Origin of the sequence: Methanobrevibacter sp. (assembly GCF_045112895.1) — an archaeon.
Lineage (GTDB): Archaea > Methanobacteriota > Methanobacteria > Methanobacteriales > Methanobacteriaceae > Methanocatella.
The window spans coordinates 1-15,877 of record NZ_JBGUIH010000007.1 but is presented as its reverse complement, the minus strand read 5'-3'; the positions used below and the strand labels follow the sequence as shown (position 1 = coordinate 15,877).

Genomic DNA, 15,877 nt, shown 5'->3' with positions numbered 1-15,877 from the left:
ATAAAATGAATATTGAAGAAAAGATTCAATTGATTGAAGAAGGGACCTTAGAAGTTATAGACACCGAAGAATTAAAAGAAGTACTCAAAAAAGACGAACCTATAGCTTATACCGGTTATGAACCTTCAGGGAAAATCCATTTAGGCCATGCTGTAACCGTGCAAAAATTAAAACAATTGCAAAAGTTAGGTTTTAAAATTAAAATCCTTCTTGCAGATTATCATGCATTTTTAAATGGAAAAGGAACTATTGAAGAAATTGCTGAAACTGCCGAATACAACAAGAAATGTTTCCAAGCTCTTGGTCTTGATGAAACAACCGAATACGTTTTAGGTTCATCATTCCAATTGGAACCTGATTACACCGATAAAGTTTACCAATTAGCTACAATGACTACCTTAAAAAGGGCAAGAAGAAGTATGGATCAGGTAAGCCGTGCAGATGACAACCCAAAAGTGGCCAGCGTGCTTTATCCAATCATGCAGACTGTAGATATGGCTGCCTTGAATGTGGATATCGCACTTGGTGGAATGGAACAGAGAAAGATACAAATGCTTGCAAGAGAAAATCTGGAAAAGATAGGTGAAAACGTTCCTGTCTGTATACACACCCCATTATTGCATGGCCTTGACGGTGATGCAAAAATGTCTTCAAGCAAAGGAAACTACATTGCAGTGGATGATTCAGTTGAAGTGATAACCAAAAAAATCAAGAAAAGCTTCTGTCCGCAAGGCGAAATCGAAGGAAATCCTATGATTGAGATTGCAGAGACTTTCGTTTTCCATAATCAAGATACTTTACTTATCAAAAGACCTGAAAAATTCGGTGGCGACATCGAACTTACACACGACGAATTGATTAAAGACTTCAGTGAAGGAAACTTGCATCCGATGGACTTGAAAAATGGAATCAAAGATTTCTTAATTGAATTCTTTGCTCCAGTAAGAGAATACATGGAGGAAAACTAAATGGTGGAAGAAAAGGAAGAATTCGAAATGGGCATACCTAACGGTGTCGGCGAAGCCATGCTTGCCCATGCATTCGAAAAATTCGACATAAAATTAGAGCAAACCGAATGGGGGCCAAAAATAATCGGCGAATACGATGAACTTGTAAAGGCAAGGGAATTTTTGGAAAATGCCATTCGTGAAAGATTAGCTGAACTAGAAGGAAAAGAATAATTTTCCTTAACTTACTTTTTTTATTATTATTATTTTTACTTCGTAAAATTGTTATTGAAGTATAAGATTGATGCTATTTCTAACAAAAAGATTATAACCTTTCCAAATTAATCTATTAACTAACCATTATCATATAATTCAGAAAATTGGATACTTTAAATAATTTAGAAAATTATTTATAGTATACTTAGTATACTACATATCGGTGAATACAATGATGACTAAAACTATTAAAATTTCTCAAAAAACTCATGATTTACTATCTGAATTAGCATCTAAAAATGATACATTTAATGACGTTATAACCTTTTTAATTGATTATTATCGTGAAAATGAAGAGTTTAGTGATAAAGAAGCTGAATTATATAATGAAGATATAGAAAAGTTTGAAAGTGGAAATTTGGATAACGTATCCGAAATAACATTATCAGACTTAGAAAAAAGAATATCAAAATTAGAAAATGAGCTTAAAAAATGAACTACAAACTATTTGAACATGAGCGTGTTAAAAAATTTTTTAAAAAACATAAAAATGATAAAAACATTACTCCTTAGAATAACAAGGAAATATTGTGAAATCTTAGTAAATCCTTATAATCCTGAATTTAAGGAGTTAAATAGTACTAAATGCCCCAAATGTCATAGAGCAAGAGTTGGGAATTATAGAATAATTTTTTATATCTCTGAAAGTAATCATAACATTGAAATAATTGACATAATCCCCCGAAAAAGCAATTACAAAATATTTCTGATAATTTGAATTATAGTGCTTCAATCAAAAAAATATGCTTTTATTATGGTATGCAATCCGGACAGATTCCAAGATACGGTGCAACGGCTTTTTTTATATCTGAAGATACCTTATTTACTCCATTGTTTGCATTGATAATCTCACAAGTGAAATTTTCGGCCAATTTCAAATAGTTTTCTTTAACGCCAGCTAAAAACTCCTCATTTTCAAATGTGTCTTCACCAGATGTTCTTGCAACGGATTTTTTAACATCCAAATCCAATAAAATCAACAAATCCGGCTTTTTGGCATACCTATTCAAGACTTCAACCCATTCCATAGGCTCCTGATAAGCCAAACTTGAAATAAATGATCTATCGGAAATAATTATTTTTGATTTGTCTTCCAATTTGTCCATTATCCACATTCTATCGGCCGCAAAAAGAAGCCCTAATGTTTTTTGAACCCTTTCAGTTTGCGCATCTGGACGTTGCAGGATTTTGCGAATCAATTTACCGACTTCAGAATCTGTCGGTTCGACGAATGTTCCTACCCTAAATCCATTTGCTTCCAGCCACTCTTTCAACAACTGGATTTGGGTTGATTTGCCGGAACCGTCAATTCCTTCAAATACTATGTACATAACATAGAATATGTTTTAATTTAATATATAATTAATTACAAAAAGAATAATGAATAAATCAACAAGGTGTATAAATAAAATGGTTTTAGAAGAATTATTGGCTCCGGCGGGTTCATACGATGTATTGGTCATTGCAGTCAATGCTGGTGCCGATGCCGTTTACATTGCCGGGCAAAACTATGGTGCTAGAGCATATGCCAAGAATTTCACCATGGAGGAAATCGAAAAGGCAGTCAATTATGCTCATCTGAATGGCGCCAAAGTCCATGTAACCGTAAACACACTAGTAAACAACTTTGAAATTGCAGATGTCTTGAATTACCTGTTCAAACTATACCAAATTGGAGTGGATGCCGTTATCGTTCAGGATTTTGGATTAATTTGGCTTTTGAAGACTTTTATTCCAGATCTGGAAGTTCATGCATCAACACAGATGGGTCTGAACAATTATCCTTCATTTAAATGGGCAAACAAAAACAACATCAAAAGGGTGGTTCTTCCAAGGGAAGTCAACATCCAACAAATCAAGGAAACCCATGAAAGGCTTAAAAAGGACAATATCGACATGGACATTGAAGTGTTCGGCCATGGAGCATTATGCTATTGTGTAAGCGGCAAATGTTACATGTCATCATACAACAGCGGAAGAAGCGGTAACAGAGGAGCCTGTGCACAGCCCTGCAGGCGGGAATATCGTCTGAAATACAGGGGATACAACATAGGAAACGGATACCTTCTATCAACCCACGACCTTGCAACTTACAATCATTTAGCTGAAATTTCGGACGCTGGAGTCAAATCCCTTAAACTGGAGGGCAGAATGAAATCCGGAGACTATATCGGAACCATAGTGAACAGCTATAGGAATCTCATTGATGGAAATGAAGGGGACTACAAAAAGGATCTGCACCTTGTCTTCAACAGGCAATTTACCGATGGATATATGATGGGCGACAAGCCAGGGGATGTGATGGGCAGAGGCCATTCCGGCCATGAAGGCCTATACATCGGAGACATTACAGATATAGAAGGCACCAAAGTCACTATTGAAATCAAAAACAAGGAAATTCCAGTTATTTTGGAGCCTGGTGACGGAATTGCATTCAAATACAACGGCAAAATAAAAGGAATCTATCTGGAAAACATCATAAAGCAGGATGAAAACGAAATAATCATCGACACCACACGTCTCGTCAAGGTCGGAACCGAAGTGTTCATCAGCTATTCAAAGTCCACCCACGATTACTTGAAGCAGTTTGAGAAAGAAACAATCAAGAACAATGTCCCGATAAGCCTGTCCTTGACTTGGGACGAAGACTTGAACCTGTTTACAAAAGTCGAATATTATCTTGATGATGAACTGATCAATTTCAGGCACAAATGCCTGGGCAAATTCGAAAAGGCCAAAAACAAGCCGGTTACTGAAGAGGTTATCGAAAATCAGCTGAAAAAGACGGGTGGAACACCATTCTACATTGAAAATATTCGCTTCAACAACATGCCTAAGGACATGTTCATTCCAATCAGTGAAATCAACCAGATCAGGCGTGAAATTCTTGAAAATGCCGAAACATTACTGTTGAAACATTATACACCAACTAAGAAAGCAGTCAAGGAAGTTAGGAAAAACCTGGCCAAATTCTTTGAAGAGTATAAATCCTTTAAAGGTAAAGTCAAAAAGAAAACACCTAAATTATCAATATTTATTGATGACATTGCTCAAATAAAGGCAGCTTCAGGATTTAACCTGAAAAGAATCTACTTTGATGGAAATTGCCACTACAACAATCCGAGTGATTACTTTGCAAACATAAAGGAAACCCTGAAGAAAGGCAGCCTTATGGCAGCTCCGACAGAATTCGTTTGGGTCTTATCATCATTCATATCCGAAGAGGATGCACTCAGATGCAATGAAATCATAAAAGAGCTTGAAAATGAAGGAATCATCGTTTCCGTAATGGGGGACTTTCCGGGAATGGCCGAAATATTCGACTGTCCGATTTATGGAAACCATAATCTGAATGTCTGGAACAGCTTCTGCGTTCACGATTTGAATGCGTCCGGATTCAAGTCATTGATTCTATCATCCGAGCTTTCAGGAGCTGAAATCAGGGAACTGGTGAGAAGAAACCATGACCGGAACATCGATTTGGAAATGATTGTCAATGGAAACCTTGAAGTTATTGTCAGCAAAGACGATTTCACCAATCTGAATGATGGAAAGGACTTCATCATTTCAAATGACGCTGATTACGCAATACTGGAAGACAAGAAAAGGAAAAAATTCAAATACAAGGTATTTTTCGACTACAACAGGCAAAGCCACATCATCAACAAGGACTGTTTATGTTTAATAGAAGAAATGAATGAAATCAAGGAAATGGGTCTTGATTCATTGATTTTAGACTGCAGATATTCAGACGAAAAATATACATCACAAATCTTATCAATCTACAATGAAAGCCTTAAAAGCAAGGATGATGAAGAATTGACCAAATACAAATACCAGATTATGGATTTCTCACAGTCCTACATCAACAAGGGAAATTACATTGAAGGCAGACTGCACGAGGCAAAATGATGAGAATTCCTGAATTGCTTGCACCGGTCGGATCAATGGAGCATCTGAAAGTGGCGATCAATGCCGGAGCAAGTTCTGTCTATTTGTCCGGGAAGAATTATGGTGCCCGCAAGTTTGCAAAAAACTTTACTTTAGATGAAATTGCCGAAGCAGTAAAGATAGCGCATATGCACAATGTTAAGGTTTACGTTACCGTCAACACATTGATTAAGCAGGACGAACTGAAAAGTGTGATTAATTATTTATCAAAGCTATATTCAATTGGCGCGGATGCCGTTTTAGTCCAGGATTTAGGGTTGGTCGAGCTAATTAACAGATACTTGCCCGATTTGAAGATTCATGCATCAACCCAGATGACATGTGAAAATCAGCTTAAGCTGGACTATCTCGAAAGCATGGGAATCAAAAGAGTGGTTCTTCCTCGTGAGATGACAAAAGAGGAAATCAAATCCTTAAAAACAGATATGGAACTTGAAATATTTGCTCATGGCGCATTATGCTATTCATATTCCGGCCAATGCCTATTAAGTAGTTTTAAAGGTGGAAGAAGTGGAAATAGAGGAACCTGTGCTCAACCATGCCGCCAGAAATATAAAATCGAAGGCATTGAAAAAGAGGATTATTACTTGTCCCCGTGTGACTTAAGCCTATTTAATCAATTGAAAGAAATTTCTGAATTGAACATTTCCTGCATCAAGATTGAAGGAAGGATGCGCTCCAAGGAATACCTGGCCATTGTCGTGAGCAACTACAGAAAAGCGCTTAACAAATTAAAAAGCAAAAAGGAAATTGAAAGTGAGGAAATAAGTCTGGTATTTAACCGGGGCTTTATTGAAGGGAAATTCAGCAATGACACAAGAAGAAGCATTCGTGCAGGCCATATAGGTTTGAAAATAGGAAAAGTAATTTCAGCAAAGAAAAATCAGATTGCAATCAAATTGGATGATTCGATTAAAAGCATTCCTCAAAAAGGGGATGGGCTTTTAATTGTTAAGAAAAGTAATGATTATGGACTTGAAATATCCCAAAATCCAATTATAACAACTTTAAATCACTTTAAAAAAGGTAAAAACAAACAGATTAAAAATTTGACCAGACCAGATAAGATTTTGATTATTAAAAAGGTATGGCAAAACAAAAAAAGCGATTTTGATTTAAAAGGTTCGACAGTCTATTTAACCAAAAGGCATGAGCTAACAAAAAAAGTAAAGGAAATTGAAAACAAGGCAAGCAGTTATGTCAAATCCAAATTAATCCTTACATTTTCTTTAAAGAATAAGTTTCCTCTATTGAAAGGAAGATTAACACTTGCAAACAGAAAAGTTGTCGAATGTGAAGTGAGAGGAAACACCGCTTTCGAAAAGCCTCTTAAAAAGAGCGTCAGTCAGGAGACAATTAAGAAACAGCTTTCAAAAGTTGACAGTTATCCGTTTGAAATCACACAAATCAACATTAACTATGATGGAACACTGTTCATTCCTATAAGCAAGATAAACGAAATTAGGAGAAATCTATTTAAAGCTCTTGAAAATGAGGTTATCAATACTTATGCTCATGAACTGAAAGAAATAGAATTGCCCGAAGTAGAAAATGACATCACAAATTTAGAACCTAATCTATCTTTTTATACAAATAACTTAAAACATTTGGAAAACATTGAAAATGTTAAAAGAGTGTATTTGGAAATCCCTCCACAGGACGACTCATTAAACATTAACGAAAATAACGGCTACAATTTAAACTACATGATTAATTTTTTAAAAGAGGCTTATGAGATTTCATATGACAAAGACTATGAATTGATTTGGAAATGGCCGGATATCGCCCATGATAACCTAATCAAAGCATTGAATAAGGTCAGAGGCATATTGAATAAGATGGATTATGAAATCCCAATAATGAGCAATTGCTTTAACGCAGAGTATGGACCTTACTCCATGAACATTGCAAACAATGAATCAATCAGCAGCCTTGAAAACTATAAACTTTTAACAATTTCCCCGGAACTTAGAAAAGGAGACCTTGAAGAGATAATTAAACACTGCAAAAATCCAAATAGAATCGAAATCATCGTTCAGGGATCAATCGAATTGATGAAAACAAGATATCCCCTACTTTATAAAAATGAACTTAAAAAAGATTATGGCAACTATCTGATTGATTTGAAAAATAATATGTTCCCTGTTCACAAAAGCATTTCAGGCGAAGAACTAATCATATTCAGCGACAGCGAACTTTCATTAATCAATGAAATAACTTACTTAAACAGTATCGGATTCTGTAATTTCGCAATTGACGGGCGTTACAAAGAAGACAACTATTGCAAAATGGTTGATATCTATGATTCCGCTTTTAAAGGAAATATTAATAAAAAAGAACTAATAAAAATCAGCCCAAAAAACACCCTTGCCAACTACTGAATATTACTTTTCAAATGCTCTCGGCAAATAACGATATATACTAATATATAAACTATTTTTACAAAAGGGGTTTGGTTAAAATGCAAGGGGAAAAAATTACATTGCAAAACATTAAAGGCATCGGAGACAAAATCTCCGAGAAAATAATAAACAGTGTCGGCGGAGAAGAGGAGCTTCAAAAAATAGTTGATGATGTTGATGTTGAAAGAATATCAAATATCGAAGGAATAAGCCAGAGAAAAGCAATTGAAATAATGAATCAGCTATTGAACAATCCCGAATATGAATTCATAAAAAGTGACAGGGCGATGGAGATTTATGAAGACATCATCAGCAAAATTTTATCATATTCAAACACCAGCTATTCAAAAAACAGAATCTTGCTGCTTTCCCCTTCAAAGGATATTGGAAAAATTAATTCACAGCTTGATTTTGTAATGGCCGCTAAAGAGCATGTTGCTCAACTTCCAATTATAAAATTAAGAGGATTGATGAAAAACTTAAAAGAAGTTGAAGAAGCGAAGCCAGAATACGATCCAAGTAAAGCCATTCTTGTTGAAAGTGAGGAGGACAATTCCTACCTTACAGATCTGGGTTTGAATCAATATTATCCAATCATTACTGCCAGCGATTCACCATTGCTTAAAGAAGAGATAATGAATTATGATTTAGTGTTCTATGTCTATTCACAGGGAATACTTGACTTTGAAGGAATGCCAAACCTCATAATAATCAATATTGAAGAAGAGGATTATGAAATTGTTCCCGAAAAGATAATCAACTTTTTTATTCAAAATAAAGATTTGTTCACAAGAGTTCATGAAATACAAAAGATTAGAAATAGGGAAAGTGTTCTGGGAGACATAATTCCAATTATTGATGAATTGAATATAATCGATAAAAGGGAAGTGGATATTGAAGAACTTGTTAATTCTCTTAAAGATGATATGGATAAGGAATTAGAAAAATCCATTAAACAAGTTGACCTTGAAGGAGATGAAATACTCAATCTATTAAACAATAATTTCCCTCCAAAGATTAGTAAAATATTTGACGAAATTATTAATAAACGAAAAGATATTATCCGTGAAAAAACTGGCTTAAGTTTTGACCCATTTTTAAGAACTTACCCAATACAAATTGATGATGCAGAAATCCAAAGGGTGGTCCTGGAACAGTCCTCTAAAAAAGAAAATGACATTTTTGACATTAAAAAAAGTGCTGCAATTCAATTAAATGCAATAAAAGATAAAGCCATCAAAGAAGTTGAAGATACCATCAAATTTGACTATGAATTCAGTTTAGGGAGCTTTGCATATGAATATGACTTATGCAAGCCTCAATTCGGTGATGAAATAAAATTAAATGGAGCGCTACACTTGGAATTGGCCCTTAAAAAAGATGAAGATTATGTGCAAAAGGTGGATTACCAGCTAACAAAAGATGAAAACATTGCGCTTTTAACCGGAGCCAACAGCGGAGGTAAGACAACCCTTCTTGAAACATTGACACAAATCTCAATCATGGCACAGATGGGGCTTCCGGTAAGCGCCACTTCAGCCGAAATCAAACTGTTTGATGAAATCTATCACTTCTCCAAAAAAAGATCATTAGATGCTGGAGCATTTGAATCATTCTTAAACGTATTCATACCAATCGTCACCACAAATAGCGAAAAATTAGTTCTACTAGATGAACTTGAAGGAATAACAGAACTTGATGCGGCAGTTAAAATCATATCCACATTTATTGATATGATAAGGGAATCTGATTCGTATGGAGTAATCGTCACCCATATGGCAAGAGAACTCATGAGCTACACCAATATCCGCGTAGACGGTATTGAAGCAAAAGGATTAGATGAAAATTACAATTTGATTGTTGACAGAACCCCGAAAATGAATTTCCTTGCAAAAAGTACGCCAGAATTAATTTTAAAGAGAATTTATGAAAAATCAGATGATGAATTAAAAGTAGTATATGCAAGAATTTTAGAAAAATTCTAAAAAAATATATGCTACTTTTTACAATCTATAATTGATGAAGGTTATAAGCAGTTCTAGAAATGAAAATATAAAAAGAATAAATGAAATCTATAAAGTCCTTAAGGATAATGATTTTGGATATTTAATAGAAGAAAATACTTTTTTTAAAAAATTCCCTCTTTTGCGAAATCGTAAAGCTGAAAAAGATGAAGCATTTCTAGATGAAACTGCCCCTACTAGAATACGAAAGGTATTGGAACAATTAGGACCTGCATATATCAAACTAGGTCAAATGTTAAGTACCCGTCCGGATTTGGTAGGGATAGAAATTGCCAATGAACTTCAAAAACTAAGAGATGAAACCCCGGTAACACCCTTTGATGAAATGAAATCCCTAATTGAGGAAGAACTTGACAGCCCATTAGATGAAATATTTACAAACTTTGATGAAACTCCCCTCGGATCTGCATCAATAGGGCAAGTATATAAGGCTGAATTAAAAGATACTGGGGAAGAAGTGGCAATTAAAGTTCTAAAACCTAATACCCGTGAAATTATTGAATCTGATGTTAAAATAATGAAATTCTTAGCAAAAAGAATGGATAAATACATATCCGCCACTAGAACTTACAACTTGCCTGCAATGGTCGCTGAATTTGAAAGGTCCATCTTCAAGGAAATTAATTTCCTAGAAGAGACAATGAACCTGCAGAACCTTTCAAAAAACTTCAGAAGCGTGAGTTATGTAAAAATACCTGATGTATATCTTGATTATTGTTCTGAAAAAGTCATCACAATGGAATTGATTCATGGTGTGAAAGTCACAGATTTGATTGAAGGGGATTACCCTGACATCGACAAGAAGAAAATAGCAAATTACGGGCTTAAATCCTATTTCAAACAAATAATGATTGATGGGTTTTTCCATGCAGACCCTCATCCTGGAAACTTAATCGTAACCAATGACGGCAAACTGTGTTATATCGATGCTGGAATGATGGGCATCCTAAACGAAGACTTTAAAGAGGATTTGGCAGCATTAATCCTATTGTTAATAAGCGGCAACACTAACAACATCATTACTCAATTAATGTATATGGATATCGTAAGCCCTTCACAGAATACTCCTGAACTGCGGTCAGATATTGATGATTTGATGAATCTATATTATGGGGCCGAATTAAGGAATATGGATGGTGCGATGGAAGATTTGCTGAATGCAATGATTAAAAACAACGTCGTTCTTCCGAAAGATTTTGTAATGATAGGGCGCGGAATCGCGCTTATTGAAGATACCGGTAAAAAATTGGATCCGAACTTCAATGCCGCAACCGAATTGAAAAAACTATCCCGCCAGATAATCGCAAACAAGTACAAGCCAAAAAGGATGGGTAAAGTTGGATTAAACTATTTGTTGCAAATGGAACATTTGGCAAAGGATTTGCCGGATACCATCAGAAGTACTGCCAACAAGTTAGAAGAAGGAGACATCGAAGTAAGGCTAAAGCATGAAGAGATAAGCCAACTAACCAATCAGCTATCAGTAGCGTTAATCATATCCTCACTGATTATCGGATCATCATTGGCAATTGTTGGTGGTGCAGGGCCTAAAATATTTGAAATATCTGCAATAGGATTTGTCGGTTTTGTATTTAGTGCAGTACTGGGTGCATTCTTAATCATAGAGTACATGATAGAAAGAGAATGAACTTTTAGTGAAAAAATAATTTATTTTGAAAAATAGATGCTATGGATATCTCTAGTTAGATAAATAATTTTGTCTGAACTGTGTTTTAAAAAAAAATATAAAAATGGGATGTTATATGATTAAAACATCCTCTGTATAGGTATTGGTATTTGAATTTCCATTGGCTGTGAATTCTACTGAAATTTGATGCTGTCCAAGGAAATCATCAGTAATCCAAAATATTGGAGTATCTAAATCACCAGTAGTAATTTCATTAAATACTAATTTACCATCAACATAAACCAGCAAATGCCCATTTGTAAAATCGGATTCAAACAGCTTGTTAACACCATCAAGTTTCAGGGCATCGCCTTTGCATATTGTTTTATTATCCCTAAGTCTTTGTACAATATGCTGAGCGTGTTTTTCAACAGGGTGAGATGAAACAGGAGCATAAGAAGTGCTTGTTACAACTCTAGGCACATTACTTACATCAGAACTAGCAACATCGTTATTCGCATTAGTATCATTAGTAGTATTGGTAGCATTATTTCCACCCAAAAACATTGAGAGAATATCGCCTATGCTCATATTGGAAAAGTTCATTCCAGAGAAGTTGAATGAAGAACCGCCCCCTGATCTGTTCATGCCAGTGAAGTTGAAACTGGTACGATTACCACCAGTTCCGTTACCAAAGTTAAAAGTTGTTCTGTTATTTGTATTGGTATTAGTAGTTGTACCATTTGAAGCAGTAGTTCCGCCATTTTGAGTGTTTTCAGCTTGATTATCAGCTGTATCAGTAGTTTCACCATTATTTTCATCAGCAGCAGTGTCATCAGCAGTATCATCCGCCGTATCATCAGCTGCATCAGCAGCAATTTCATCTACTGAAACGCTTGATTGTACTGCAACATCACCTGAATCATCAGTAAAATTTGTTGCACTGAAAGCGTTCATAGATAAAGATAAAATTATAAACAAAACTAAAATACATTTAATTTTATTATTTAACATATGACTTCCTCCGTTTTTTAATTATTAATTTTTAAATATGATAATAGCAATATTTTTTTAAATTATTAAAATATTGATATGTTTCCTAAGATTAGATATGGAAAATTTAATCCCTAAGATAAGTTATAACCAAATATGCACCGAGAATTGCGCTGAACACGAATCCTATAAATCCAATTGCGGAAATGTCCCAAACTTTTGGACCCTTATCTGCTAAAATCGCAATGGATGAACCCACTAGCAATGCAGATATGATCAAGGATATGGATAACTGGTTTTTCAAATCATCTAAACCTGTATGGTTCATATTTAGTTCCAATTCACCTTTTTCAACCTTATCAAGAGTGCTGTTAAGCCTATCAGGCAAGTCTTTTAATAAGTGTTCGATTTCCACAATATAGTTGAATCCTCCACCTGCAAGGTTTCCAGGTTCGAATTTTGATTTAATCATATCCTTAGCGAATTTTTCAAGTTCGCCGGTGAGATTGAAGTGTGGATCCAATTTGTCTCCAGCTTCCTCAATGAGTATCATTCCTCTTCCAATCATTACGAACTCTCTTGGAAGAATAATATTGTGGTTAATCATGACATTCATCAAATCATCGAATATACCGTCCATTTGGTCCAGATCAACGCCTATGTATGCGTTCAATAAGTCATCGACATCTTCCTTAAATTCATCGGTGTTCTGTTCTGGAGTGATGATTTTCATGTAAAGCAATTGATTGATTAAGTGATGTGAGTTCCCATCTAACAACAGCAAGATTAATTGAGCGAAGTTAGATCTGAAAGTGTCATTCACTACACCCATCATTCCGAAGTCGATGTAACAAAGCCTATTGTCATGGGTAACGAATAGATTTCCTGGGTGTGGGTCTGCATGGAAAAATCCGTCAATCAATACTTGTTTTAAGTAGGATTGGCATCCATATTGGGCAATTTCTGCATTATTGATGCCTTCAATTTCCTTGCCATACAAATCAGGCAACTCGTATCCATCAATAAGTTCCATAGTTATGAGTTTGGAAGAACAATATTCCGGATAAACTTCAGGTATTTTGATATAGTCAATCTCTTCAAAGTTTTTAGTAATTTTGCTAATATTTTTAACTTCTTCCATATAGTTCAATTCTTTGAAGATTGACCTTTCGAATTCCTTAGCCATTGCCGGCAAGTTATATACCCTTGATCCTGAAACATGCTTGTCAACAGTTGCTGCCACTTTATTTAACACCACTACATCCGGAGCAATGACATCATAAATGCCCGGTTTTTGAACTTTAACGGCAACTTCCATGTCATTTTCCTTTAATGTTGCCTTATAGACCTGACCGATTGATGCTGAACCGAGCGGTTCCTCATTAAATTCTGAATAGACCTCTTCCAATGGTTGTCCTATTTCACCTTCAATAACTTGCCTGATTTCATCAAAAGGAGTTACTGGGGTATTGTCCCTAAGCAATTTCAAATCATCCGCGATTTCATTACCGACCATATCCGGCCTTGTAGCCAATAGTTGACCTAATTTAATGAATGCAGGACCTAACTCTTCCATAGCATATCTTAAATCTGAGATTTCAAAATCTTCATCATCTTGATTATCTTTTAACAATTTTGCTAAGTGATGCCTTTTTGCAACACCCATAATCTCATCAAAACGTTGCCTTGCAACTTTTTTATCTTCTTTTGCCATATGACCACTTACCCATAATTTAATATCTAACTTTTTTATTCGACAGTTAACTATTATTATTCCACATTTGACATTAATTTGAACAATATTTATTTGAAAGTTTAAAAGTTTGTTCATTTAAAAGTATTTTAATATCAACTATTGTGAAATTGTATAATTAACCAACATTAATAATTTTTATCATATGTCTATATATATGTGCCGATTTCTAAAATATATTCAAAAATGAACTACTTATTATAAAAAATAATTAAATAAACAATTCTTATAGAAAAGGTTTTATAAAAATACACGAATAAACATGCATATGTATAAAAAATGTACAAATTAAACAAATTTGTCTAATTTAAGAAAAATTAAAACAATGATAAAAATAATGTAAATTATTTACAATTGTTTTGATTGAAGTTTAAGCAATTGATACGGAATTAAATTCACCATCATTTCCATATAAGAGAAAAACAATTTAAGATTATGATTGAAAAACAAAATTATAACGGCTTCTTATAGTATTTATTGCCAGTATACTAACTCTCTTGAATCATCGCTAGAATACCCTTCGCTCCTCGAGCAACCCTCGAAACTGGCAGCCTATCCAATGCTGGGTTTCTTCTAATCATCGACAGCTAAAACTTCCCTCATAAAAGGACCGTAGGCATTGGTCATTAAAATGATATGACAATAATATTTTATAAAAGATGATATTTAATTATTTTCAAAAAATAAAAAAAGAGAATAGATGTTTAAAAAGCTACACCCATTTCTAACTGTTCAGTCAATTCCTTATATCTGTTCCTGATTGTTACTTCCGTAACGCCTGCAACATCAGCAATGCTTTTTTGGGTTTTTCTCTCGCTATGCAATACGGATGCAATATATAATGCGGCTGCAGCAAGTCCAGTAGGGCCTTTACCTGAGTTGCAACCATTGCTATTAGCATTTTGAATGATTTCTATAGCCTTCACTTGGGTTTCATTGGACAATCCCAATTTTGTTGCAAATCTAGGGATATAATCAATAGGGGAAGTCGGTTTTAGTTTAATATTCAGCTCTCTTGATAAAAACCTATAATTTTTACCTAATTGTTTTTTGGAAACTCTAGAAACTTCAGCAACTTCATCTAATGTGCGGGGAATATCAAAACGTCTACAGGCAATGTAAATGGATGTGGCGACAATACCTTCAATGCTTCTTCCGCGAACAAGATTATTTTTGGAAGCTTTTCTGTAAATGATTGCTGCATCATCCCTTACGGGCTTTGGAAGACCTAAACTTGAAGATTCACGATGGAGTTCAGTTAAAGCCAGCGCTAAATTACGCTCGCCGGTTCTGGATACTCTGAGTATTTTATTCCATTTTTTTAATCTATACAATTGCGCCCTATTTCTTTCAGGAATGCGGGCATCACGAAAATCCTTATTGTTGCCCATTACAGTAGTTAAGCCTTTATCAGAAATAGCATAGGTCGCAGGGGCACCTGTTCTAGCGCGTTTATCACGCTGTTCATGATCAAAAGCCCTCCATTCAGGACCATTATCAATTAAATTTTCCTCTAAAACAAGACCGCAACGAGCACAAGAGACTTCAGCCCTTTGACTATCAATATTTCTTTTAGTGGAATTGCAGGCCGGACAAGGCTTCACCTCATCAGATAAAGTCTTAGGTTGTATAAACTCATTTTTATGGTAAGTGGTTTTGGTTGTAATAATATCATCCTCCTTAAGGATTCTTGGTTAAAATCCAAAAGCGTTCAACTAATCTAAAACTAATTAAGAAAAAATAAAAAACGGCTAATTAGTTGTTGCGTAAATTTCAAGTTTAATGACGGTTGTATAAATTCAAGGTTCGGTGATAATTTATAATATAATGAGCTTGCAGCGAAATGAAATTCCCATAGAAAACCATAGTACACAAACAAAACACAAAAGGACTTCACTACTGGG

General features: G+C 34.8%; 11 protein-coding genes. 7 read left to right on the top strand and 4 right to left on the bottom strand.

Annotated elements, in window-relative coordinates:
- The first annotated feature begins 5 nt into the window (after positions 1-5).
- From ACJMLD_RS01710 to ACJMLD_RS01700, 3 genes are all read left to right on the top strand, one after another.
- Entirely contained in the window at positions 6-968 is a 963-nt protein-coding gene (locus ACJMLD_RS01710) for a tyrosine--tRNA ligase (protein WP_405267383.1), read from the top strand.
- 3 nt (positions 969-971) lie between these two features.
- A complete protein-coding gene (locus tag ACJMLD_RS01705) occupies positions 972-1,181 on the top strand; it encodes a hypothetical protein (RefSeq protein ID WP_405267429.1) in 210 nt (69 codons plus the stop codon).
- 214 nt (positions 1,182-1,395) lie between these two features.
- Positions 1,396-1,659 (top strand): hypothetical protein, encoded by a 264-nt coding sequence (locus ACJMLD_RS01700; protein ID WP_405267381.1) that lies wholly within the window; start codon positions 1,396-1,398, stop codon positions 1,657-1,659.
- A gap of 316 nt (positions 1,660-1,975) precedes the next feature.
- Here the strand turns inward: ACJMLD_RS01700 and tmk are convergent, their stop codons facing one another.
- On the bottom strand, positions 1,976-2,554 hold the full coding sequence (gene tmk / locus ACJMLD_RS01695) for a dTMP kinase (protein WP_405267379.1): 579 nt from the start codon (positions 2,552-2,554) through the stop codon (positions 1,976-1,978).
- A gap of 79 nt (positions 2,555-2,633) precedes the next feature.
- On the opposite strand from tmk, the gene ACJMLD_RS01690 reads away from it, so the two are divergent.
- The 4 genes from ACJMLD_RS01690 to ACJMLD_RS01675 all read left to right on the top strand — a co-directional run bounded on the left by ACJMLD_RS01690 (position 2,634) and on the right by ACJMLD_RS01675 (position 11,248).
- Positions 2,634-5,135 (top strand): DUF3656 domain-containing protein, encoded by a 2,502-nt coding sequence (locus ACJMLD_RS01690; RefSeq protein ID WP_405267377.1) that lies wholly within the window; start codon positions 2,634-2,636, stop codon positions 5,133-5,135.
- On the top strand, positions 5,132-7,555 hold the full coding sequence (locus tag ACJMLD_RS01685; protein ID WP_405267376.1) for a DUF3656 domain-containing protein: 2,424 nt from the start codon (positions 5,132-5,134) through the stop codon (positions 7,553-7,555). Before ACJMLD_RS01690 ends, ACJMLD_RS01685 begins: the two co-directional genes overlap by 4 nt.
- A gap of 80 nt (positions 7,556-7,635) precedes the next feature.
- Positions 7,636-9,561: a MutS-related protein gene (locus tag ACJMLD_RS01680; protein ID WP_405267374.1), complete on the top strand. Its 1,926-nt coding sequence runs from the start codon at positions 7,636-7,638 to the stop codon at positions 9,559-9,561.
- A 34-nt stretch (positions 9,562-9,595) separates the two neighbouring features.
- Positions 9,596-11,248, top strand: coding sequence for an ABC1 kinase family protein (locus tag ACJMLD_RS01675; RefSeq protein WP_405267372.1), 1,653 nt, complete (start codon positions 9,596-9,598; stop codon positions 11,246-11,248).
- A 111-nt stretch (positions 11,249-11,359) separates the two neighbouring features.
- On the opposite strand, the gene ACJMLD_RS01670 is transcribed toward ACJMLD_RS01675, so the two are convergent.
- From ACJMLD_RS01670 to ACJMLD_RS01660, 3 genes are all read right to left on the bottom strand, one after another.
- Positions 11,360-12,184 carry a hypothetical protein gene (locus tag ACJMLD_RS01670; RefSeq protein ID WP_405267371.1) on the bottom strand — a complete coding sequence of 275 codons (825 nt, stop codon included), beginning with the start codon at positions 12,182-12,184 and terminating at the stop codon, positions 11,360-11,362.
- Positions 12,185-12,347: 163 nt separating this feature from the next.
- Positions 12,348-13,934 carry an ABC1 kinase family protein gene (locus ACJMLD_RS01665; protein WP_405267369.1) on the bottom strand — a complete coding sequence of 529 codons (1,587 nt, stop codon included), beginning with the start codon at positions 13,932-13,934 and terminating at the stop codon, positions 12,348-12,350.
- Positions 13,935-14,677: 743 nt separating this feature from the next.
- Entirely contained in the window at positions 14,678-15,604 is a 927-nt protein-coding gene (locus tag ACJMLD_RS01660; RefSeq protein ID WP_405267427.1) for a transcription initiation factor IIB, read from the bottom strand.
- Positions 15,605-15,877 lie beyond the last annotated feature (273 nt).

Excerpts from the sequence above, each read along its gene's own strand:
- ACJMLD_RS01710 (WP_405267383.1), top strand. The coding sequence starts at position 6 with ATGAATATTGAAGAAAAGATTCAATTGATTGAAGAAGGGACCTTAGAA.
- ACJMLD_RS01700 (WP_405267381.1), top strand. The coding sequence starts at position 1,396 with ATGATGACTAAAACTATTAAAATTTCTCAAAAAACTCATGATTTACTA.
- tmk (WP_405267379.1), bottom strand. The coding sequence starts at position 2,554 with ATGTACATAGTATTTGAAGGAATTGACGGTTCCGGCAAATCAACCCAA.
- ACJMLD_RS01690 (WP_405267377.1), top strand. The coding sequence starts at position 2,634 with ATGGTTTTAGAAGAATTATTGGCTCCGGCGGGTTCATACGATGTATTG.
- ACJMLD_RS01685 (WP_405267376.1), top strand. The coding sequence starts at position 5,132 with ATGATGAGAATTCCTGAATTGCTTGCACCGGTCGGATCAATGGAGCAT.
- ACJMLD_RS01680 (WP_405267374.1), top strand. The coding sequence starts at position 7,636 with ATGCAAGGGGAAAAAATTACATTGCAAAACATTAAAGGCATCGGAGAC.
- ACJMLD_RS01675 (WP_405267372.1), top strand. The coding sequence starts at position 9,596 with ATGAAGGTTATAAGCAGTTCTAGAAATGAAAATATAAAAAGAATAAAT.
- ACJMLD_RS01670 (WP_405267371.1), bottom strand. The coding sequence starts at position 12,184 with ATGAACGCTTTCAGTGCAACAAATTTTACTGATGATTCAGGTGATGTT.
- ACJMLD_RS01665 (WP_405267369.1), bottom strand. The coding sequence starts at position 13,934 with ATGGCAAAAGAAGATAAAAAAGTTGCAAGGCAACGTTTTGATGAGATT.